This is a genomic window from Mesorhizobium sp. LMG17149, assembly GCF_024518695.1.
Taxonomy (GTDB): Bacteria; Pseudomonadota; Alphaproteobacteria; order Rhizobiales; family Rhizobiaceae; genus Mesorhizobium.
In genome coordinates this window covers 151,712-170,851 of the sequence record NZ_JANIFL010000006.1, presented here as the reverse complement: position 1 = coordinate 170,851, position 19,140 = coordinate 151,712, and the positions used below count along the sequence as shown (strand labels likewise).

Genomic DNA, 19,140 nt, shown 5'->3' with positions numbered 1-19,140 from the left:
TGGCCTTTCGAAACAGTTTCTCAGCCCCTGATCGCCTTGCCCGCCTGCTGCAGCAGCTCGAACGCCGCGAAGCGTTTTGCATGCCAGCCGCCCAGCGTAGCGTCGGGATGATAGACCTCGCCGAGTTCCGACATGCCGGCCATCGCCCCCGTCAGATCCCTGTAGGCACCGGCGGCGACCGCGCCCAGCATAGCCGAGCCGAGCAGCACCGGTTCCGGCGAGGTCGACGCCACCACCACCATGCCTGTGGTATCGGCAAGCAGCTGGCGCACCAGCGGGCTTTGGCCGGCGCCGCCGCTGACCACGATGGTGTCGACGGCAATGCCCTTGTCATGCTCGGCCCGCACGATCTGGCGCGCGCCATAGCCCAGCCCGCAGACCCCGGCGACATAGAGCCCGACCAGGCTGTCGAGGCTGGTGTCGAGATCGAGCCCGGCGATCAGCGCGCGCGCGTCCGGGTCGGCGAAAGGTGCGCGGTTGCCGAGAAACTCCGGCACCACATGGATGCCGCCGACCAGCGCCGGCGTTGCCGCGGCCCCATTGCGGCTTTGCGCCTGCAACGACAGCCAGGCGCTGAGGCTGAGCCCCTCGGCTTGCGCCTTGGCGGTCGCTTCGGCAGCCGCGGGATGCATGCGCACCAGATGGTCGATAGCAGCACCGGCTGCCGACTGGCCGCCCTCGTTCAGCCACAGGCCCGGCACCATGGCCGAGAAATACGGACCCCAGACGCCGTCGACGAAGGCCGGCGCCGCGGTCGACGACATGGTGCAGGCCGAGGTGCCGAAAACATAGGCCATGCGCGACAGAACGCTGCCGAACGCGCCGCGCGCACCGACCGTACCGACGCCACCGGCATGCGCATCGATCAGACCGGCCGCTACCGCGGTGCCGGGGACGAGGCCAAGGTCCGCAGCCGCCTGCGCGGTCAACCCGCCGCCAAGTGCGCCACCCGCCGGCACGATCTGCGTGCCGATGCGCGCGAACCCCTCGTCGGCCAGGCTCCCTAGTCCGATGGTGCGGAAATAGGCCTCGTCCCAGCGGCTTTCATGCGCCAGATAGGTCCATTTGCAAGTCACCGTGCAGACCGAGCGGGCAAGGCTGCCGGTCGCCCGCCAGGTGAGGAAATCGGGGAGGTCCATGAACTGCCAGGCGGCGTTGAACGTGTCGGGCAGGTTTTCGGCCAGCCAAAGGAGTTTCGGCGTTTCCATCTCCGGCGAGATGACGCCGCCGACATAGTTCAGCACCGCCTCGCCGCTACGGTTGATGCGGCGCGTCTGCTCGACCGCGCGATGATCCATCCAGACGATGATGTTGCGTTCCGAATTGCCGGATCTGCTCACCGGCAGCGGCACGCCGCCCTCGCCCAGCACCACCAGCGAACAAGTGGCGTCGAACCCGATGCCGGCGATCGCCTCGGGTGCCACGCCCGATTGAGCGACCGCTTCCCGCGTGGCCGCGCACACCGCCCGCCAGATGTCGTTGCTCGACTGCTCGACAATGTCGCCGGCCTCGCGCCAGGCCTCGATATCGCGCTTGGCAGAGGCGAGCATGTTTCCAGTGTGGTCGAACACCCCGGCCCGCGCGCTGCCGGTGCCGACGTCGATGCCGAGGAAATTAGGCATGGGGGAAACCTTCGGTTCAGGGCAGTAGGCAGTAGGCAGTAGGCAGTAGGCAGTAGGAGATTAGCGAGTTGGGATAGGGAGCAAGAAGCGTTTTCGACAGCAAGGTCGTGCCTTTATCTTCCCCCTACTGCCTACTGCCTACTGCCTACTGCCTATTCCCTATTCCTCACCCACTCACAAATCATTGCTCTGCGGCAAAATCACCAGATCGCGGATCGTCACGTTGCGCGGGCGGGTCAGCATGAACATCACCGCTTCGGCCACCTCGCGCGGCTGCATCAGGCCGCCGGCGGCGAGTTCTTCCTCGAGCTTGGCCTTCGGCCAGTCGTCGACCAGCGCCGTCACCACCGGGCCGGGCGCCACCGCACCGACGCGCAGGCCGTGCTTGGCGACCTGCCGGCGCACCGTGTGGACGAAGGCCTGCACGGCGTGCTTGGAGGCCGTGTAGATCGGCTCCCAGACCACAGGAACCAGTCCGGCAATCGAACTGGTGACGATGACGTCGCCCGTCTTGCGCTCGATCATGTGCGGCAGCACCGCCTGGATCGAACGGAAGCAGGCATTGATGTTGAGGTTGAGCATCCGGTCCCAGGCGTCGGGATCGCCGGTCGCCACCTCGCCGCCGACATAGGCGCCGGCATTGGCATGGAAGATGTCGAGTTGGCCGACCTTCTCCAGAATCTGCGGCATCATGGTGGCGACGCTGGCCGGCTGCATCAGGTCGATGACCAGCGGGATCGCCTTGGGGCCGAGTTCGGCGCACAGTTTGTTCAGCGTCGCCTCGGCGCGGTCGACCAGCACCACGGTGGCGCCGGCCGCCAGCATATGCCTGGCGCATTCGAGGCCGATGCCTGATGCCGCGCCGGTGACGGCGGCAACTTTTCCGGACAGTTCTTCGCTCATGTCTTGCTTCCTGTTGATGGGTTCAGGCCCGGCCATGGGAGACACGCGAGCGGCGTGCCAGCGAGTCGACGATGACCGCGATGGCAAGCACGGCGCCGGTGATCATGTACCGAAGCGACGAGGACAGATCGAGCAGCGTCAGGCCGCTGGCGATCGACTGGATGACGATGATGCCGAGCAGCGCCGAATACGCACTGCCGCGACCGCCGAACAGGCTGGTGCCGCCGATGACGGCTGCCGCGATGGCGTTGAGGTTGACGTCGCCGGTGCCGGCCTGCTGGCTGGCCGAGGCCAGGCGGGCCGCCGACAGCACGCCGCCGAAAGCGGCCAGCATCGAGCACAGCACGAAGGCGCTCGAATAGATCAGCCGCACATTGATGCCGGCGCGCCTTGCCGCCTCGCGGTTACCGCCGACCGCCGACATCGAGCGGCCCCATTTGGTCCGCGTCAGCGCGTAATGCATCGATATGACCAGGCCGACGAACAGGCCGAACATCCACGGAATGCCGCGCGCCTGGTTGAGATAGAAGACGATGAGTTCGAGAATGACCGTGATCACCACCGCCCGTATAACCAGGCCGCCGGTCGACGGCGCCGACAGATTGGCGGCGCGGCGGCGCGTAACGGTGCGCAGGCCGGTGACCAGCATGACGATGCCGGGCACGGCCGCCAGGGCGAACGAAACAAATTTCGGCATCATCAGCAGCTGGCCGAAATTCACCAGGTTCGAGCCGTAGGGCAGATTGATCGAGCCGGTCGAGCCGAGAATGTAGAGCTGCAGGCCAAGCACCGCCAGCAGACCGGCCAGCGTCGAGACGAAGCTCGGCATGCCCAGCCGGTTGAACAGCAGCGCGTAGAGTGCGCCGATAAAGCCGCCGACGGCGACAGCGGCCAGAATGGCGAGCGCCACCGGCCAGCCCTGGTTGACCCACAGCGTGCCGACCATCGCCGAGGCAAAGCCGCTGATCGAACCGACAGACAGGTCGATTTCGCCGACCATCAAGACGCAGACGATGCCGAGCGCGATGACGCCCACGGTGGAGCAATCGAACAGCAGATTGACCAGATTGCTTGATGATAGGAAGATCGGGTTGATGCTGGCAAACACCGTCCAGATGATGACCAGCCCGACGATCACCGGCAGCGAGCCGAGATCGCCCGAGCGGACCCGGTCGAAGAACCTGCGGATGGCGCCGCCGATCCCCGCCTCATGCTTGACGCGCACGTCGGCGCGGTCGAGCTGCGGCGGCACGGGGGCCGTCTGTTGCACGTCGCGGCTCATGGGCGTGGCTCCTGCGTTTGATCCTGTCGCGCCATTTGAGTCTGCTGGGTTTGGCGCCGCTCGGCGCGCCGCGACACCGAATTGTTCGACGCGCCGGTGATGGCGCTGACCAGTTCCTGGTTCGAGGCGTCGGGCGAGAAGATGCCATTGTTGCGGCCAAGCCGCAGCACGACGATGCGGTCGGCGACGGCGCGCACGTCTTCCATATTGTGGCTGATGATGACGACGCCGAGACCGCGGTCGCGCACCCGCTCGATCAGGTTGAGGACTTCCGCCGTCTGCGCCACGCCAAGTGCCGCCGTCGGCTCGTCGAGCAGGATGAGCTTGGGTTCGAGCAGCAGCGAGCGGGCGATCGCCACCGTCTGGCGCTGGCCGCCCGACAGCGAAGCGACCACTTCGCGCACGCTTGGGATGCGCGCCGATAGCTCGTTGAGCAGCGTCCAGGCGCGCACTTCCATCGCCACCTCGTCCAGCCGCAGCGGGTTGAGCTCACGACCGAGAAAGATGTTGGCGACGATGTCGAGGTTCTCGCACAGCGCCAGGTCCTGGAACACGGTGGCTATGCCGAGCGTCAGCGCCGCACTTGGATCTGCAAGCGTCACCTGCTTGCCGCGAAAACTTATCGTGCCTGAGCTCGGCTGATGCACGCCGGCCAGGATCTTGACCAGGGTCGACTTGCCGGCGCCATTGTCGCCGACCAGCGCCACCACCTCGCCGGCATGGACATCGAGATCGATGTCGGTGAGCGCCGAAACGGCGCCGAAATTCTTCGAAACGCCGCGCAGGCTGAGCACCAGCTCGCCTGCCGGAACCGGTTCGTCCGGGGTATCGATCATGCCAGGAAGCCTTTCAAAACCGGTTCAAAAATGTCGGATGAGCGCTGCCTGGCCACCGCGCGGTGGCCAGGCAGCGGAGCGGGCAAGGGTCGCGGTCAGTTCCCGATGCCCAGCTTCTTGCAGCCTTCCGCGTAACGATCGACGCAGAGTTCGGCCGCGGTGTTGATCTTCTTGTCGATGATCTCGGCCTTCAGGTTTTCCTGCGTCACCACGGCTGGCGTGAACAGCTGCGAGGGCGTGTCGTACAGCGTCATCTCGGCCTTCGGCGTCTCGCCCGAAAGCAGCTTGATGGCGATGTTGGCGGCCGCCGCCGCCACGATCTCGCTCGGCTTGGAGATGGTGTTGTACTGGTCGCCGGCGATGATCAGCTGCAAGGCCGCGATCGTCGCGTCATTGCCGGTCACCGGCGGCACCGGATCGACGCCGGCCGCCTTGAAGGCGGCGATGGCGCCGCCACCGGTGCCGTCATTGGCGGCAACCACGCCGAGGATTTTCGGCCCGAAGCGGGTGATCTGGCCGCCGGCCCATTGCTGCGCCTTCGGCGGCGCCCATTCCGGCGTGTCGTATTCGGCCAGGATCTTGTAGCCGCTATTGTCGAGGCCGGCATGGATGCCCTTCTTGATCAGGCCGGCCGCCGCGTCGGTCGGCGAGCCGTTGATCTGCAGCACACCGCCGCTGGCCGGATCGACCTTCAGCGCCTTCAGGTGCTCGACCAGCGAGTCGGCGATGGCCTTGCCGATGCCTTCATTGTTGAACGACACATAGAAATCGGCCGGCGCGGTCGGGATCGGCCGGTCGTAGGCGATGACCTTGATGCCCTGGCTCTGCGCCAGCTTGACCAGCGAGGCGGCGGCGGTCGAGTCGACCGGGTCGAGCACGATCGCCTTGGCGCCCTGCGAGATCACCGAGTTGAACTGCTGCTGCTGGCGCGAGGCGTCGGCATCGGCATTCTGGTAGAGCACCTTGCAGCCCGGGCACAGCTTCTTCATCTCGGCGGCGAAGCCGGGATAATCATGCTGCTCGTAGCGGGTCGAGGCCTGGTCGGGCATCAGGAAGGCGACGGTCGCATCGGTGACTTCGGCGGCCCTGGCGATCGCGGCGGTGCCGGCCAGCAGCGACAGCGCAAGGGCTGCCACACCGGCGGACTTGCCAGCGGACTTCAATGAAGATGAAAGTTTGGTCATTCGGTCTTCTCCGTTTCTGGATATGGTTGTAAGAAGGTCGTTGACTGCTTTGGTCTGAAGATACCTATCCGCCCTCGCCCAAACTGCATTGGGAACCGGGACCCGGCGCCGGCCTTTCGAGCCGCGCCGACAACCTCCGCCGACGGAGGAATTCGAGACAAGCGTTCTCCATCGCGAACCGCTCCACGCGGCTCACGTCGTCATGCAAAAGAAAAAATCCTCCCTTGGTTCCTCCCTGGCTCCTCCGTTAAGCGGCTTTTCCCGCGTTGATGTTGTCGGCCAGCAGGCGCCTGAAGCGCGAGGGCGGCATGCCCTTCTCCGCCAGGAACTGCCGGTTGAAATTGGACAGATTGTTGAAGCCGACCTCGTAGCAGATGTCGGTGATCGAGGCCTGCTCGTCGCTCATCAGGATCTGGCAGGCAAGGTTGATGCGCAGCCGCTTCACATACTGCACCAGCGACATGCCGGTGTGACGGCGAAACGAGCGTGAGAAAGCGCCGGTCGATTGGCCGGCGATGGCGGCGAGGTCCGCCTCGTCGAACAGCTGCGTCAGGTTTTCCCTGATATAGGCGAGCGCCTTATTCATGCCGGCGGTCATGTAGCCGGAGGGATCGGGCCGGTAGCTGGCGCTGGCCAAAAGCTGGAATTCCTGGGCGCGGCTGAGCAGGCCGGCGATCATCATGAACAGCTCGATGCGGCGCACACCTTGTGCCTGCATCATCTCTTCCATCAGCGGCGCCAGCGCCTTGCTGGTGCGGCTGGAAAACAGCACGCCGCGACGTGACGCCTCGAGCAGAGCCGTGAGCCCCGCCAACTCCGGCAGCACATGCATGGCATCGCCGATGAAACTTTCGGAAAACTGAATGATGCGGCCGCGCAGCGGGATCGAACTGTCCCTGGCGATATCGCTGACCCAATTGTGCGGCAGGTTCGGCCCGGTCAGCACCAGATTGCCCGGCTCGAACTCGCCGATGAAGTCGCCGACGAAATAGCGGCCGTTGGTGAAGATCACCTGATGCAGTTCATATTCGGGATGGAAGTGCCAGCGCACCGTATGGAAGGGGTAGCCGTGCGACCACGCCTTGAAGGACTCACCGCGTCGTATCTGGACAACTTCCAGGTCCGGTTCCATGTCCGTTTCCTCCCGGGCCGGCACGGATATTTGCCGCGTTCGGCCCAATTCCCTAAACCGGCCGAATTGGTTTCGGCTCTGCATTTCAAGAGCCAAGGTACCGGCTCATGACAACAGGCGCCACCACGATTCAAGACAAAGGATGATACTTTTTTAACCGGGAGGCGGCGCTCAGAAGCGCTATTCGGGCAGAACAGGTCAGTCTTGCTGACGCGTTCGCTCAATGACCAACGACAATGCCGCCCGCCCGGAAAGGAATTCCGGCGTCTCCGTGTTCGCCTGGCTTATCGCAAGACCATGGTCTTCAGGCGCTGTGCAGCGCCGCATCGTCAGTTCACCTCGTGCGCAGCGCACCACCGGCCGCCGTCGCGAGCGGCGTAACCATCTCCGGCACCAATATGTCGTGGCGGCGCGCGAAGCTGACCAGCGTGGCCCGCACCGTCTCCGGATCGATCTCGCCGACGATGCCCGCCTTGCAAGCGTTGAGTGCGACGGCATGGGCGCCGTTGCGGCCGGCGCTCGGCCAGTCCTGCAGCAGTGCGTAAGCTTCCATCACGCTGTCGATCTTCCTCGGAAAGCCCATTCCGACCAGAAGTGTGACCGGTTCCTCAAATTGCCCGTGATTCATGGCTTGTGCCTCCTCTCGATTGTTCAGGGCCTGTAGCGGGCCGAGCACCGGGAGCGCGGCCCGCCGCGGATAGGTGAATGGACTGGCCGATTTCCGTTCAGCCGCTGCCGGCGGATACCTCGGATGTTGCCGACACTTGCTGCGCGGCGAGGAACATCAGTGCCGACGCCGCGGTTCGCCGGTTCCAGCCGGCAGCTTCAGCCATGTCGAGCAGCCCTGCCAGCAGCGGCTTCAGCACGTTCCTGCATTCTGTTTCATAGGCCAGGAATTCCTTCGCCTGGTGCGTAGGAGCCGGTACGGATCCGAGGCCAGCCATTGCATCCATCTTTACCTCCACTTTCTCTTCGGATGACGCCCGCTCCCCGCCAGGGAAGCGGGCGGATTGGCCGTGACCTCAGAAGTCCATACCGGCGCCGGCGGGCATTGCCGGGGCGGCGGCTTCCTTCTTCGGCTTCTCGGCCACCATCGCCTCCGTGGTCACCAGCAGGCCGGCGACCGATGCCGCGTCCTGGAGAGCGGTGCGCACCACCTTGGCCGGGTCGATGACGCCCTGGCCGTAGAGATCGCCGAATTCGTTGGTCTGGGCGTTCCAGCCCCAGCCGAATTCGCTTTTCTCGCGCAGCTTGCCGACGATGATCGAGCCTTCGGCGCCGGCATTCTCGGCGATCTGCCGGACCGGCGTTTCGATGGCACGGCGCACGATATCGACGCCAGTCTTCTGGTCCGCATTGTCGGTCTGCACGGCATCGAGCGCCTTGGCTGCCCGCAGCAGCGCGACACCGCCGCCAGGCAGCACGCCCTCCTCGACGGCCGCGCGGGTCGCATGCAGCGCATCGTCGACGCGGTCCTTACGCTCCTTGACCTCGACCTCGGTCGAGCCGCCGACCCGGATCACCGCAACGCCGCCGGCGAGTTTGGCCAGCCGCTCCTGCAACTTCTCGCGGTCGTAGTCGGAGGTGGTCTCCTCGATCTGCGCCTTGATCTGCGCGACACGGCCCTGGATCTCTTCCTTGCGGCCGACACCGTCGACGATGGTGGTGTTTTCCTTCTCGATCACCACTTTCTTGGCGCGGCCCAGCATCTGCAGCGTCACATTTTCCAGCTTGATGCCGAGATCTTCCGAGATCGCGGTGCCGCCGGTGAGAATGGCGATGTCTTCCAGCATGGCCTTGCGGCGGTCGCCGAAGCCCGGCGCCTTGACGGCCGCGACCTTGAGGCCGCCGCGCAGCTTGTTGACGACCAGCGTCGCCAGCGCCTCGCCTTCCACATCCTCGGCGATGATCAAGAGCGGCTTGCCCGACTGCACCACGGCTTCAAGCACGGGCAGCATCGCTTGCAGATTGGAGAGCTTCTTCTCGTGGATCAGCACATAAGGCTCGTCGAGTTCGACGCGCATCTTGTCCTGGTTGGTGATGAAATAGGGCGAGAGATAGCCGCGGTCGAACTGCATGCCTTCCACGACTTCCAGTTCGGTCTCGGCGGTCTTGGCCTCCTCCACCGTGATGACGCCCTCATTGCCGACCTTCTCCATCGCCTCGGCGAGGAAACGGCCGATCTCGGCATCGCCATTGGCGGAGATGGTGCCTACCTGCGCGATCTCGTCGTTTCGGGTGACCTTGCGGGCATTGGTCTTCAACTCGGCCACCACCGCATCGACCGCCTTGTCGATGCCGCGCTTCAAATCCATCGGGTTCATGCCCGAGGCAACCGCCTTGGCCCCTTCCCTGACGATCGCCTGTGCAAGCACCGTTGCGGTCGTGGTGCCGTCGCCGGCAAGGTCGTTGGTCTTGGAGGCCACTTCGCGCACCATCTGGGCGCCCATATTCTCGAACTTGTCTTCAAGCTCGATTTCCTTGGCGACGGTGACGCCGTCCTTGGTGATGCGCGGAGCGCCGAACGACTTGTCGATGACGACATTGCGCCCCTTGGGACCGAGCGTCACCTTTACCGCATTGGCAAGGATATCGACGCCGCGCAGCATCTTCTCGCGCGCTTCGGTATGGAATTTCACTTCTTTGGCAGCCATTGGATCACTCCTTTATCTAGGCAGCATTCGTTGACTGGATGGATACGAAGAAGCCGTCAGGCGGCCTTCTTCACTTCGGCGATCTTATCGATGACACCCATCACGTCGCCTTCCTTCATGATGAGCAGGTCCTCGCCGTCGAGTTTGATTTCGGTGCCGGACCATTTGCCGAACAGGATGCGGTCGCCGACCTTGACATCGAGTTCGACAAGCTTGCCGCTGTCGTCGCGCGCGCCGGGACCGACGGCGAGCACTTCACCTTCCTGCGGTTTTTCTTTTGCGGTATCGGGGATGATGATGCCGCCGGAGGTCTTCTCCTCGGCTTCAAGGCGGCGGACCAGAATACGGTCATGCAATGGACGGAACGCCATGTCGTTCTCCTCGTGGACAAACAGGTTTTGAGGTTCCTCCGCACCGAACCGGCAATATCGGACCGGTGCGGAACGCCCCGACCCTTCGTCAGGCATCGCGGCGCATATCGAGCTAGTTTTGCCGTTTTTCGGTTTCAAGAGACCGGCGAAAAAAAATTTACATTCGACCAGAAAGGGCGCCAACGCACTGTTATGGCCCGGCTATTTTCGGAACCCCCGAGCTTCTCGCGACGTTGTTTGAAGAGGAACCGATCGTCCCGGCGTGGCATCGGGCGAGTTCAATACGGACGTCGCGGGCTGGAGGCCTGAACGGAGAGATAAGGAGAAAGACATGGCCGATACGGTCAGCAGCGAATTCCGCCTGCAAATGGAAGGTTATGGCCTGACGACGGCCGAAATCCACTATCACCTGCCCGATCATCCGAGCCTGCTTCAGCTCTATGTCTGGCAGGACTATGATCTCGCTCCGGCCTTTCCCGAACTCAAGGGCTTTCTCCAATATTGGGAGCGCGAACTCGACGGTCCGCTGCACTCGGTCCGCGTTGCTCATCACCGGCTCATCCGGCCTTCGGAATGGCGGGCCGTCGAGGGCATCATCACGGTCCACTAGGGTCTTTGGGACGGACTCCGCTCCTGCTTCGCCCCGGAGCGGCAACGTTGGGAGCGACGAGGTTGGAGCAGGCTCTTGCCGGCCCCACGCAGCGCCAACAACCTCCGCTCCAGGATTTCCAATTTCCATGTTGTAAAACGATCCTGCCGCGCTAGCCTGAAACCAGATGCGAGGCGGGGAAGAGGAATGGAGCTTCAGCTCAACGGCAAGGTGGCGCTGGTCACCGGCTCGACGCAAGGCATCGGCCGCGCCATCGCCGAGACGCTGGCGCGCTGCGGCGCCGGCGGCCTGCTCGTCACCGGGCGCGAGAAGACCCGCGGCGATGCCGTGGCGGAAGAGCTTTCGCGGCTCGGCACGCCGACGGTCTTCGTCGCCGCGGACCTCGCCGACCCGGCGGCCCCTGCCCTTTTGGCGCAAGCCTGCATCGAGCGCTTCGGCCGCATCGATGCGCTGGTCAACGCCGCAGGGCTGACCGACCGGGCCTCGTTCCTCGACGCCGATCTCGACGGCTGGGCCTCGCTGTTCGCGGTCAACGCGCGGGCACCCTTCTTCCTCATGCAGGCGGCCATCGCCGACATGAAGAAGCGTGGCCAGGGCGGCGCCATCGTCAACATCCTGTCGATCAACGCCCATTGCGGCTCGCCGGAACTCGCCGTCTATTCCGCCAGCAAGGGCGCGCTGGCCACGCTGACCAAAAACGCCGCCAATGCCCATCGCTTCGATCGCATCCGCGTCAACGGCATCAATGTCGGCTGGACCGACACGCCGGCCGAACGTGTCATGCAGGCCGACACGCTGGGCAACGGGCCGGGCTGGCTCGATGCCGCCAACGCCTCGCAACCCTTCGGCCGCCTGTTCTCGACGAGCGACATCGCCAACCTCGCCGTCTTCCTGCTTTCGGATGCTGCCGGGCCGATGACCGGCACGCTCGTCGACCAGGAACAGTGGGTGATCGGGGCGAACCGGTGAGCGCCATCGAAACGCATGCGCCCTGCATGACGCATTTCGCGTCGGCACCGTTGCCGCCAGAAGTTGGTCGCGATGAGGGTGACTGAAAAAGCCTATCGCCCCATTCGCTCAAAGCACCCGCGCCGCCTCACAGCGCCAGGCTCCCCTGCTCCACCTCCTCGGCATTCGGATCTCCCGGTGCGGTGGCCCAGGCCAATTCGACCAGCGTCACGGTGCGCCGGCCTGTCCCGTCGAGTTGGCAGACGATGAGGCCCTGCTCCTCGATATAGGTCAAGAGGCGCCGGGCGCGGCGCAGCGAGTGCGAGCCGTAGGCACGGGCGATCGCGGCGTCGCTCGGGCAGGGCCAGCCCTCTTTCGCCGCACGGGCGATCATCATGAACACGCCCTGCATGTCGTCGGGCAGCAGCGACGCGCGGACGGAAACGTCCCGCCACGCGTCATCCTGCGTCGTCTCGGAACCAAGGCCGGCACGGGCGCGCGTCAGCATGCGGCGGAACTCCGGCAGGTCCGGCACGACCGACGCGAGGCCTTCTATGCGGCAGCGGACCACGAATTCCTGATAGAGCACCCCGATCACGCGAAAACCCGCATCGGGCTGCGCCAGGATGGCGCGCAGCACACGGTCGACGCGCTCACGACGCTCGGCCAGATCCTCGGCGCTGATTTGCGGCTCCGCCGGCTCGGGGCGCATTTCCAGTGCCGCCGATTTGGCCGCCATCAGCTGGTCGAGCAGGTCCGGCGACGCCGGGCGGCGCGGCGTGCGCACCGCCTCGGGTGGCGGCGCCGCCAGGATGATCGCGCGTGCGTCTTCCAGCGCGGATTCCGGCATTGCCATGAGCCGCGGCGTGCCGTTGCGCGGGCTGGTGTCGGTCGGGCCGATGCGCAGCCCCAGCGGACGGCGCGACAGGGCCGGGCCGAGCGCCATGAACTGCCCGCGTTCCAGATCGCGGAACGCTTCCGCCTGGCGTCGCTCCATGCCCAGAAGATCGGCGGCACGCGCCATGTCGATATCGAGGAAGGTGCGGCCCATGAGAAAATTGGACGCCTCGGCGGCGACGTTCTTGGCGAGCTTGGCCAGCCGCTGGGTGGCAATGATGCCGGCCAGCCCGCGCTTGCGGCCACGACACATCAAATTGGTCATGGCGCCGAGCGAGAGCTTTCGCGCTTCGTCCGACACCTCTCCGGCCACCGCCGGCGCGAACAGCTGCGCCTCGTCCACCACCACCAGCATTGGGTACCAGTGATCACGGGCGACCTCGAACAGCCCGCCGAGGAAGGCGGCGGCACGCCGCATCTGGTTCTCGGCGTCGAGCCCCTCGAGATTGAGCACGGTGGAGACGCGATGCATGCGCGCCCGCTCGCCGGCCGCCTGCAGGCCGCGCTCGGTATGCTGCTCGGCATCGATCACCAGATGGCCGTAACGGTCGCCCAGCGAGACGAAGTCGCCCTCGGGATCGATGATGGTCTGCTGCACCCAGGGCGCGCTCTGCTCCAGCAGGCGCCGCAGCAGATGCGACTTGCCGGAGCCTGAATTGCCCTGCACCAAAAGGCGGGTCGCGAGCAGTTCCTCAAGATCCAGCTTCGCCGGGGCGCCCGCGGTCGTCTGTCCCATCTCGATCGCAACGGTCATCTCGACTCAGGCGCTCCTTTCGCAGACGGGCTTATCAACTGGGTCACAGCCCGTCGAGCGTGCATGACCGCCTGCGGCGTGTTGCGCACAACTGTGCAGGCACCGCCTGGAGGGGTCATCAGCCGATGCCTGGCGCAAACTTTGGGTTGACCCCTTCGGACCACGAGGCGACACTCCACCCAACGCTACGAGTGCGAGGAGGAATGCGATGGACGAGCCCGAACGGTGGCGCCACATGTCGACGGCGCCGAAGGATGGCAGCCGCATCCTGGTCACGGTGCGTCCGTCCGAACAGGGACCGGCGGAAGTAGACCTTGCTTATTGGTCGCGTGCCGACCAGTTCGCCTCGGAAGGCTGGCGCGCGTCGGACTCCTCGCCCGGGCGCGTCATCGAATATGCCGACCCGGAACTGAAGTGCTGGATGCCGTTGCCGACGGCCAACCTCAGCCGCGCGTCCATGCCAGCGCCCTGGGAAGGCGAAGACGCCCAGCAGCTGGATGGGTCCGGGATTTAAGCGCGCGGAGAGGCCGGAGATTGGCCAATCTCCCCCTCGTGCGGGAGATTGGCAGCTTCGCGGTCGGCAGTCCTCAGAACAGGAACGCGGCCGTGGCGGGGTTGGGCCCGTTGCGGCCTTCGGGCGAATCCATGCCGCGGATCGTCTGCAGGTCCTGGGCATCCAGTTCAAAATCGAAGACATCGAAATTGGCGGCGATGCGATCCCTGCGGATCGACTTTGGAATGACGATCAGCCCCTCTTGGAGATGCCAGCGGATGATCGCCTGGGCGACGGACTTGCCATGTTTTTTGGCGATGCCTGAAATGGTCGGATCACCGAGCAGCCGGCCGCTGCCCAACGGGCTCCAGCTTTCGATACGGATGTCGTGCTTGGCGTGAAAGTCCCTGACACCGCGCTGCTGGAACTGGGGATGCAACTCGATCTGGTTGACGACGGGCGTCACGCCGGTTTCCGCGATGATCCGCTCCAGATGGTCCTGGTTGAAGTTCGAAACGCCGATCGACTTGATGCGGCCGGCCTGCCGGAGTTCGACCAGCGTCTTCCAGGCCTCGACATATTTGTCCTGGCTGGGCACAGGCCAGTGGATCAGGAACAGGTCGATCTGCTCAATGCCGAGCTTGGCCATGGTGTCATCGAAGGCGCGTAGCGCCGCATCGCGCTGGTGTGCGCCGTTGCGCAGTTTCGAGGTGATGAACAGCTCAGCCCGCGACACGCCGGCGCTGCGGATCGCCTCTCCGACCCCTTCCTCGTTCTGGTAGCCTTCGGCGGTGTCGATCAGACGATAGCCGGCCTCGATGCCCCAACCCACCACCTCGGCGGTAATATCCTGGTCGACCTGCCACACGCCAAGGCCGAGCTGGGGAATGGCGGAGCCGTCGTTCAATGCAATCTGTTCGGGCATGATGGGCTGTTCAGGCATGGGGGGATCCTTTGCAAATCGGGTCCGGGCGGTCTGCCCGGTGCACAGCCTATCTAGGTCCGACAGGATGCGACGACCAGCCGACAGCGGACAAATTGCCGTGTGAAGTGCGCCTGCAAGTGTGACTTTCGGCGTCGGCCGCATCCTCACCGCGGCCGGCGCACCGCCCTCACCACCCCGGCGGATGTGCTGCCGCAATAGAGGCGGTCGCCGCCATCGGATTCCAGCCCCGACACGCCCATGCCGGCCGGCATGTCGAGCTTCTCGAGAACCTTGCCTGATCGCGGGTCGACGCGGCGCAGGTCGCTCTGGTCGCCTTCCCAGGTGGCGTGCCACAGCTCGCCCTCGACCCATGTCACCCCGGTGACGAAACGGTTGGATTCGATGGTGCGCAGGATCGCCCCTGTCTCCGGGTCGATCTGGTGGATCTTGCGTTCGCGATATTGCCCCACCCAGAGCGTCCCTTCGGCCCAGGTCAGCCCGGAATCGCCGCCGCCGCCCGGCGCCGGAATGGTCGCCAGCACCTGGCCGGTATCAGGGTCGATCTTCTGTATCAGGTCGTCGGCAAGCTGGAAGAAGTGCTGGCCGTCCCAGGCGGTGCCGGCATGCGCCGCGACGTCGATCGAGCGCAGCGCTTGGCCGTTTTCCGGGTCGAAGGCGTTCAGCTTCTCGCCCGAGGCGAACCAGACATTGTTGCCGTCAAAACTCACCCCATGCACCCTCTCCACATCGGCAAAGGGTCCGTATTCGCGCAGGATTTCGGCCGTTGACTGTTTCATGTCCTTGTCCTCATTGAGATGATCCGATGTCCCTTCCTAACCGTTCGGCAGCGGGGCCGGGAGTAACAAGGTGGTCGTGAATCCAACCACTGGAGGCGTCATCCAGCGGCGCGCCCGGCCGTGACCGAAAAACTGCACCTTGCCGGTCTCGCCAAGCTGCTCCAGCGCCCGCTGTACGCTGCGTTGGCCGGTGCCAAGCGCCAGCGCCAAAGCCGAACTCGCCCAGGATTCACCATCGGCAAGGAAGGCCAGCACCGCCGCGTGCCGCTCCTCGATCGGCCGCGCCAGCACCAGCACCTCGCGTGCCTGGCGCGGCGCCAGCGCGAAGCCCTGGCTGGTCGCGCCGATGTCGGCCAGGCCGCGCAATTCGGTGCGCAGCCGGCCGATCTCGACCCGCAGCCGCGCCCGGTGCGATTCATCGGCGTGCCTGCCGCCGAAGGCTTCAGCGATCAGCCTCGCCCTCGACACATCGCCTGGCCACGCTTCGGCGAGCGTACGGGCCAGCGCAAACAGCACCGGGCGCGTTGCCAGCGAGACCGTTTTCTCCTGTTGGCGCACGACATAGCGAAAGCTATCGACCAGCAATGCCGGCGACGCTTGCAACGCCTCGACGTCGTCAAGCAGCAACGAGCGCTGCTCGCCAGCCGCGATCAGCCGCGCCGCCGGTGTGTCCAGCGCCAGGAATGCGCGATCGACTTCAGCGATGAGCCCCGCAATGCCGGCCTGGCGGGCGGCGTGGCGTGCCCACTCCAACGCCCTGCGCGCCCGCTTCGTCTTGAGGCGCCGCATCGCGATGCCGGCGACGGCCAGCTCGTGGGCGGCGCGCGAGGCCGGCAGAAGCGGCATCGGATCGAGCCCGCCCAGCACGTCTTCGGCCTCGTCGAGACGGCCGATCAATAGCAGGCGGCGCACCTTGAGGTGGCCGGCATGCGCTGCGTTCAGCCGGTCGCCATGCTTTTCCAGCGTCGCCCGCGCCGCATCCAAAGCCTTGGCCGGCCAGCCGAGATCGCGTGAGACCAGCGCGATCTCGGCCTCGGCAACGACGCATCTCGCACGCGCAACCGCCTCTTTCGGGCCGAAGCCACGCGCGGCCCGCCGCAGCAGCGCCTTGGCGCGATCAAGATCGCCAAGTTGCGCCATGGCGATGCCGCGCAGCGCCAGCGCCGGCGGATCCCCGCGCAGGGCGACGCGATCCAGCGCGCCGAGCGGATCGCCTCCGGCCAGCGCCAGCGCCGCGGCGGTGATCAGCGAATCCATTCAAATCCCGTCACACTTGTAACTCCCACCCTTGTGCGTCGCCGCCCTAACTTAAATCCGTACCATGAACCGGCAAGCCGCATCGGCCAACTCTATCGGCAACGTGCGGCACGCCAAGGGAGAACCGACAATGCCAACCGACACTCCTCTCCATGACGCGGCCGAAGGCACCGTGAGGATGCGCCACCCCTGCTGCGGCGGGCCGGCTCCTGCAAATCCCGTCACACTTGTAACTCCCATCCCCGCGCTTCACCGCCCTATTCTGGCTGACAGCAAGCGACAACAGACTGGCAAAGGAGACGACCAATGACCAAGCACATCGCAATGAAGACCCCGCCGATCGTTTCGAGGCAGGACTGGGAAGCCGCCCGCGAACAAATGCTGGTGAAGGAAAAGGCAACGCTGCGGGCCAAGGACGCATTGGCCGCCGAGCGCCGGCGCATGCCGTGGATGGAAGTCGACAAGGCCTATGTGTTCGAGGGGGCGAACGGCAGAGCGAGCCTGCTCGATCTGTTCGAAGGCCGCCGCCAGCTGATCGTCTACCGCGCCTTTTTCGAGCCCGGCGTGCATGGCTGGCCCGATCATGCCTGCCGCGGCTGTTCGCTGGGCGCCGACCAGGTCGGCCACCTCGCCCATCTCAACGCCCGCAACACCACGCTTGCCTACGCTTCGCGTGCCCCGCAAGCCGACATTGCGCGGCTGAAGCAGCGGATGGGCTGGCAGATGCCCTGGTACACAATCACTGACAGTTTCGACAAGGACTTCGGCGTCGACGAATGGCACGGCCACAACGTCTTCATCCGTGACGGCGACCGCATCTTCCGCACCTATCTCATCAACAGCCGCGGCGACGAGGCGATGGGCACCGTCTGGAGCTATCTCGACGCGACGCCGCTCGGCCGCCAGGAAATCTGGGAGGATTCGCCCGAAGGCTATCCGCAGACCCCGCTCTATTCCTGGTGGAACTGGCACGACAATTACGACGCCGGGGCCGACAAGAAATGGGAAGAAGTGTCTGCTGCCGGCGAGGCTGCATTCCGCGACAAGGGCGAGCAGTAACGGTTGTTCAGTCTGGGTTCCTCTCCCCACTCCGTGGAGAGAGGAACCTGTCGTGGCTGGCATGATCATCAAGGATTAAGGCGATGAGCGATATCCATATCGGTGCCGGCAGCACGATCCCGGAAGCCGCAACCCTCGGGCTGGCCGACTGGCTTTGCCTTGCCGCGGCACCGACCTTCGCCGTGATGGCGCTGCTCACCTGCATCTTCAGCGGCGATGCGGCCATGCAGTGCATGGGCACCGACGCCTCGCCCCTCACGGGCATGGCCGCGATGTATCTGCTGATGAGCGCCTTTCATCTGGCGCCCTGGTTGCGGGTGATCTCAGGCCGGCAGGCCCGCTAGGCGCAGCGCGCCATTCCAATTCCAGACACCCCGCACATCGGAGAAGACAATGAGACTGGTCAGGCTGAGAGCGCCGGGCGGCTTGGGCAATCTCGACCTGGTCGAGGAAGATCCGCCCCAGCCAGGGCCGGGCGAGGTTCTGGTCAGGATCCGGGCCTGCGCGTTGAACATGCGCGACGACTTTGCCGTGCAAGGCAAGATGCCTCTCGCCGACGGCCGCGTTCCGCTCTCCGACGGCGCCGGCGAAGTGATTGCCCTCGGCGACGGTGTCGATGCACTCAAGCCCGGAGACAGCGTCGTCAGCGTCTTCTATCCCTGGTGGCTGGGCGGTGACATGACGCCCTGCACCCGGCGCGATGTTCCGGGAGACAGTTTCGACGGCTTCGCCAGCGAGTATGTCTGCATGCCGGCGCACGCTTTCACCAAGGCACCGGCAGGCTATACGCATGTCGAGGCGGCGTCGCTCACCTGCACGGGCGTTACTGCCTGGCGCGGCCTGGTTGTGTGCGGCAAGGTGAAGCCGGGCGACGCGGTGCTGGTCCTCGGTTCGGGCAGCGTATCGCTGTTCGCGCTGCAATTCGCCAAAGCCGCCGGCGCCCGGGTCATCGCCACCTCATCCGACGAGCAGAAGCTGGAGCGGCTCAAGCGCCTCGGAGCCGACGCCGTCATCAACTACAAGTCCGTCCCGGACTGGGGTCGCAAGGCCAGGGATCTGACGGGCGGACGCGGTGTCGATCACGTGATCGAGGTCGGCGGACCCGCCACCCTGGCGCAGTCGATTACCGCCTGCCGCACGGGCGGTCACATCGCGCTGGTCGGCGTCCTGACCGGCTTTGCGGCGGAAGTGTCTATCCCCGCCCTGTTTTCCAACCAGATCCGCATCAGCGGCATCTCCATCGGCAGCCGGGCCGACCAGGAGGATATGATCCGGGCGATAGAGACTATCAGGATGAAGCCCGTCATAGACCGCCATTTTCCGCTGCAGGACATCGCCACCGCCTTCGCGCATTACGAAACCCAAAAGCATTTCGGCAAGGTCTGCCTCGACGTTTGAGCGGCCTCCGCCAGCAGC

Annotated in this window: 20 protein-coding genes; 6 read left to right on the top strand and 14 right to left on the bottom strand. The window is 65.2% G+C overall.

What is annotated here, in order from left to right:
• Positions 1-20: 20 nt before the first annotated feature.
• The 10 genes from NP945_RS15615 to NP945_RS15570 all read right to left on the bottom strand — a co-directional run bounded on the left by NP945_RS15615 (position 21) and on the right by NP945_RS15570 (position 9,984).
• The gene (locus tag NP945_RS15615; protein ID WP_127272380.1) at positions 21-1,622 is read right to left on the bottom strand and encodes an FGGY-family carbohydrate kinase; all 1,602 of its coding nucleotides are present in this window, start codon (positions 1,620-1,622) and stop codon (positions 21-23) included.
• Between the two features lie 174 nt (positions 1,623-1,796).
• Positions 1,797-2,525: an SDR family oxidoreductase gene (locus NP945_RS15610; RefSeq protein WP_127272381.1), complete on the bottom strand. Its 729-nt coding sequence runs from the start codon at positions 2,523-2,525 to the stop codon at positions 1,797-1,799.
• 22 nt (positions 2,526-2,547) lie between these two features.
• On the bottom strand, positions 2,548-3,807 hold the full coding sequence (locus NP945_RS15605; RefSeq protein WP_127272382.1) for a sugar ABC transporter permease: 1,260 nt from the start codon (positions 3,805-3,807) through the stop codon (positions 2,548-2,550).
• Complete coding sequence (locus tag NP945_RS15600; RefSeq protein WP_127270008.1) at positions 3,804-4,643, bottom strand: ATP-binding cassette domain-containing protein; 840 nt, start codon at positions 4,641-4,643, stop codon at positions 3,804-3,806. The genes NP945_RS15605 and NP945_RS15600 overlap by 4 nt, the downstream gene beginning before the upstream one ends.
• A 95-nt stretch (positions 4,644-4,738) precedes the next feature.
• Positions 4,739-5,827 (bottom strand): sugar ABC transporter substrate-binding protein, encoded by a 1,089-nt coding sequence (locus NP945_RS15595; protein WP_127270010.1) that lies wholly within the window; start codon positions 5,825-5,827, stop codon positions 4,739-4,741.
• 247 nt (positions 5,828-6,074) lie between these two features.
• Positions 6,075-6,959 carry an AraC family transcriptional regulator gene (locus NP945_RS15590; RefSeq protein WP_127270012.1) on the bottom strand — a complete coding sequence of 295 codons (885 nt, stop codon included), beginning with the start codon at positions 6,957-6,959 and terminating at the stop codon, positions 6,075-6,077.
• A 334-nt stretch (positions 6,960-7,293) separates the two neighbouring features.
• Complete coding sequence (locus NP945_RS15585) at positions 7,294-7,587, bottom strand: DUF982 domain-containing protein (RefSeq protein WP_127270014.1); 294 nt, start codon at positions 7,585-7,587, stop codon at positions 7,294-7,296.
• 97 nt (positions 7,588-7,684) lie between these two features.
• Positions 7,685-7,912 carry a hypothetical protein gene (locus NP945_RS15580; RefSeq protein WP_013530720.1) on the bottom strand — a complete coding sequence of 76 codons (228 nt, stop codon included), beginning with the start codon at positions 7,910-7,912 and terminating at the stop codon, positions 7,685-7,687.
• A 69-nt stretch (positions 7,913-7,981) separates the two neighbouring features.
• Complete coding sequence (groL, locus tag NP945_RS15575; RefSeq protein WP_127301758.1) at positions 7,982-9,613, bottom strand: chaperonin GroEL; 1,632 nt, start codon at positions 9,611-9,613, stop codon at positions 7,982-7,984.
• Positions 9,614-9,669: 56 nt separating this feature from the next.
• Positions 9,670-9,984 carry a co-chaperone GroES gene (locus NP945_RS15570; protein WP_256746854.1) on the bottom strand — a complete coding sequence of 105 codons (315 nt, stop codon included), beginning with the start codon at positions 9,982-9,984 and terminating at the stop codon, positions 9,670-9,672.
• Positions 9,985-10,315: 331 nt separating this feature from the next.
• On the opposite strand from NP945_RS15570, the gene NP945_RS15565 reads away from it, so the two are divergent.
• The gene (locus NP945_RS15565; RefSeq protein ID WP_127320453.1) at positions 10,316-10,594 is read left to right on the top strand and encodes an usg protein; all 279 of its coding nucleotides are present in this window, start codon (positions 10,316-10,318) and stop codon (positions 10,592-10,594) included.
• 186 nt (positions 10,595-10,780) lie between these two features.
• Positions 10,781-11,563: an SDR family oxidoreductase gene (locus NP945_RS15560; RefSeq protein ID WP_127399380.1), complete on the top strand. Its 783-nt coding sequence runs from the start codon at positions 10,781-10,783 to the stop codon at positions 11,561-11,563.
• A gap of 127 nt (positions 11,564-11,690) precedes the next feature.
• Here NP945_RS15560 and NP945_RS15555 read toward each other — a convergent pair whose 3' ends face one another.
• Positions 11,691-13,193, bottom strand: a complete 1,503-nt coding sequence (locus NP945_RS15555; protein ID WP_256746853.1) for an ATP-binding protein — start codon at positions 13,191-13,193, stop codon at positions 11,691-11,693.
• A 208-nt stretch (positions 13,194-13,401) separates the two neighbouring features.
• Here NP945_RS15555 and NP945_RS15550 point away from each other — a divergent pair, with 208 nt between their 5' ends.
• Entirely contained in the window at positions 13,402-13,707 is a 306-nt protein-coding gene (locus tag NP945_RS15550) for a hypothetical protein (protein WP_013530714.1), read from the top strand.
• Between the two features lie 73 nt (positions 13,708-13,780).
• Here NP945_RS15550 and NP945_RS15545 read toward each other — a convergent pair whose 3' ends face one another.
• The 3 genes from NP945_RS15545 to NP945_RS15535 form a co-directional block, all read right to left on the bottom strand.
• On the bottom strand, positions 13,781-14,629 hold the full coding sequence (locus tag NP945_RS15545; protein WP_127320450.1) for an aldo/keto reductase: 849 nt from the start codon (positions 14,627-14,629) through the stop codon (positions 13,781-13,783).
• A gap of 146 nt (positions 14,630-14,775) precedes the next feature.
• Complete coding sequence (locus NP945_RS15540; RefSeq protein ID WP_256746852.1) at positions 14,776-15,408, bottom strand: PQQ-binding-like beta-propeller repeat protein; 633 nt, start codon at positions 15,406-15,408, stop codon at positions 14,776-14,778.
• A gap of 36 nt (positions 15,409-15,444) precedes the next feature.
• Positions 15,445-16,665 carry a helix-turn-helix domain-containing protein gene (locus tag NP945_RS15535; protein ID WP_256746851.1) on the bottom strand — a complete coding sequence of 407 codons (1,221 nt, stop codon included), beginning with the start codon at positions 16,663-16,665 and terminating at the stop codon, positions 15,445-15,447.
• Between the two features lie 306 nt (positions 16,666-16,971).
• Here NP945_RS15535 and NP945_RS15530 point away from each other — a divergent pair, with 306 nt between their 5' ends.
• The 3 genes from NP945_RS15530 (at position 16,972) to NP945_RS15520 (ending at position 19,122) form a co-directional block, all read left to right on the top strand.
• Positions 16,972-17,724: a thioredoxin family protein gene (locus NP945_RS15530; RefSeq protein WP_256746850.1), complete on the top strand. Its 753-nt coding sequence runs from the start codon at positions 16,972-16,974 to the stop codon at positions 17,722-17,724.
• A gap of 83 nt (positions 17,725-17,807) precedes the next feature.
• Complete coding sequence (locus NP945_RS15525; RefSeq protein ID WP_256746849.1) at positions 17,808-18,068, top strand: hypothetical protein; 261 nt, start codon at positions 17,808-17,810, stop codon at positions 18,066-18,068.
• Between the two features lie 49 nt (positions 18,069-18,117).
• Positions 18,118-19,122 carry an NAD(P)-dependent alcohol dehydrogenase gene (locus NP945_RS15520; protein ID WP_256746848.1) on the top strand — a complete coding sequence of 335 codons (1,005 nt, stop codon included), beginning with the start codon at positions 18,118-18,120 and terminating at the stop codon, positions 19,120-19,122.
• The last annotated feature ends 18 nt before the right edge of the window (positions 19,123-19,140 follow it).

Bases quoted from the DNA above. Each gene is read 5' to 3' on its own strand.
- NP945_RS15590 (WP_127270012.1), bottom strand. From the start codon at position 6,959: ATGGAACCGGACCTGGAAGTTGTCCAGATACGACGCGGTGAGTCCTTC.
- NP945_RS15555 (WP_256746853.1), bottom strand. From the start codon at position 13,193: ATGACCGTTGCGATCGAGATGGGACAGACGACCGCGGGCGCCCCGGCG.
- NP945_RS15520 (WP_256746848.1), top strand. From the start codon at position 18,118: ATGAGACTGGTCAGGCTGAGAGCGCCGGGCGGCTTGGGCAATCTCGAC.
- NP945_RS15535 (WP_256746851.1), bottom strand. From the start codon at position 16,665: ATGGATTCGCTGATCACCGCCGCGGCGCTGGCGCTGGCCGGAGGCGAT.
- NP945_RS15610 (WP_127272381.1), bottom strand. From the start codon at position 2,525: ATGAGCGAAGAACTGTCCGGAAAAGTTGCCGCCGTCACCGGCGCGGCA.
- NP945_RS15605 (WP_127272382.1), bottom strand. From the start codon at position 3,807: ATGAGCCGCGACGTGCAACAGACGGCCCCCGTGCCGCCGCAGCTCGAC.
- NP945_RS15615 (WP_127272380.1), bottom strand. From the start codon at position 1,622: ATGCCTAATTTCCTCGGCATCGACGTCGGCACCGGCAGCGCGCGGGCC.
- groL (WP_127301758.1), bottom strand. From the start codon at position 9,613: ATGGCTGCCAAAGAAGTGAAATTCCATACCGAAGCGCGCGAGAAGATG.
- NP945_RS15595 (WP_127270010.1), bottom strand. From the start codon at position 5,827: ATGACCAAACTTTCATCTTCATTGAAGTCCGCTGGCAAGTCCGCCGGT.
- NP945_RS15525 (WP_256746849.1), top strand. From the start codon at position 17,808: ATGAGCGATATCCATATCGGTGCCGGCAGCACGATCCCGGAAGCCGCA.
- NP945_RS15540 (WP_256746852.1), bottom strand. From the start codon at position 15,408: ATGAAACAGTCAACGGCCGAAATCCTGCGCGAATACGGACCCTTTGCC.
- NP945_RS15565 (WP_127320453.1), top strand. From the start codon at position 10,316: ATGGCCGATACGGTCAGCAGCGAATTCCGCCTGCAAATGGAAGGTTAT.
- NP945_RS15545 (WP_127320450.1), bottom strand. From the start codon at position 14,629: ATGCCTGAACAGCCCATCATGCCCGAACAGATTGCATTGAACGACGGC.
- NP945_RS15585 (WP_127270014.1), bottom strand. From the start codon at position 7,587: ATGAATCACGGGCAATTTGAGGAACCGGTCACACTTCTGGTCGGAATG.
- NP945_RS15600 (WP_127270008.1), bottom strand. From the start codon at position 4,643: ATGATCGATACCCCGGACGAACCGGTTCCGGCAGGCGAGCTGGTGCTC.
- NP945_RS15560 (WP_127399380.1), top strand. From the start codon at position 10,781: ATGGAGCTTCAGCTCAACGGCAAGGTGGCGCTGGTCACCGGCTCGACG.
- NP945_RS15580 (WP_013530720.1), bottom strand. From the start codon at position 7,912: ATGGATGCAATGGCTGGCCTCGGATCCGTACCGGCTCCTACGCACCAG.
- NP945_RS15570 (WP_256746854.1), bottom strand. From the start codon at position 9,984: ATGGCGTTCCGTCCATTGCATGACCGTATTCTGGTCCGCCGCCTTGAA.
- NP945_RS15550 (WP_013530714.1), top strand. From the start codon at position 13,402: ATGGACGAGCCCGAACGGTGGCGCCACATGTCGACGGCGCCGAAGGAT.
- NP945_RS15530 (WP_256746850.1), top strand. From the start codon at position 16,972: ATGACCAAGCACATCGCAATGAAGACCCCGCCGATCGTTTCGAGGCAG.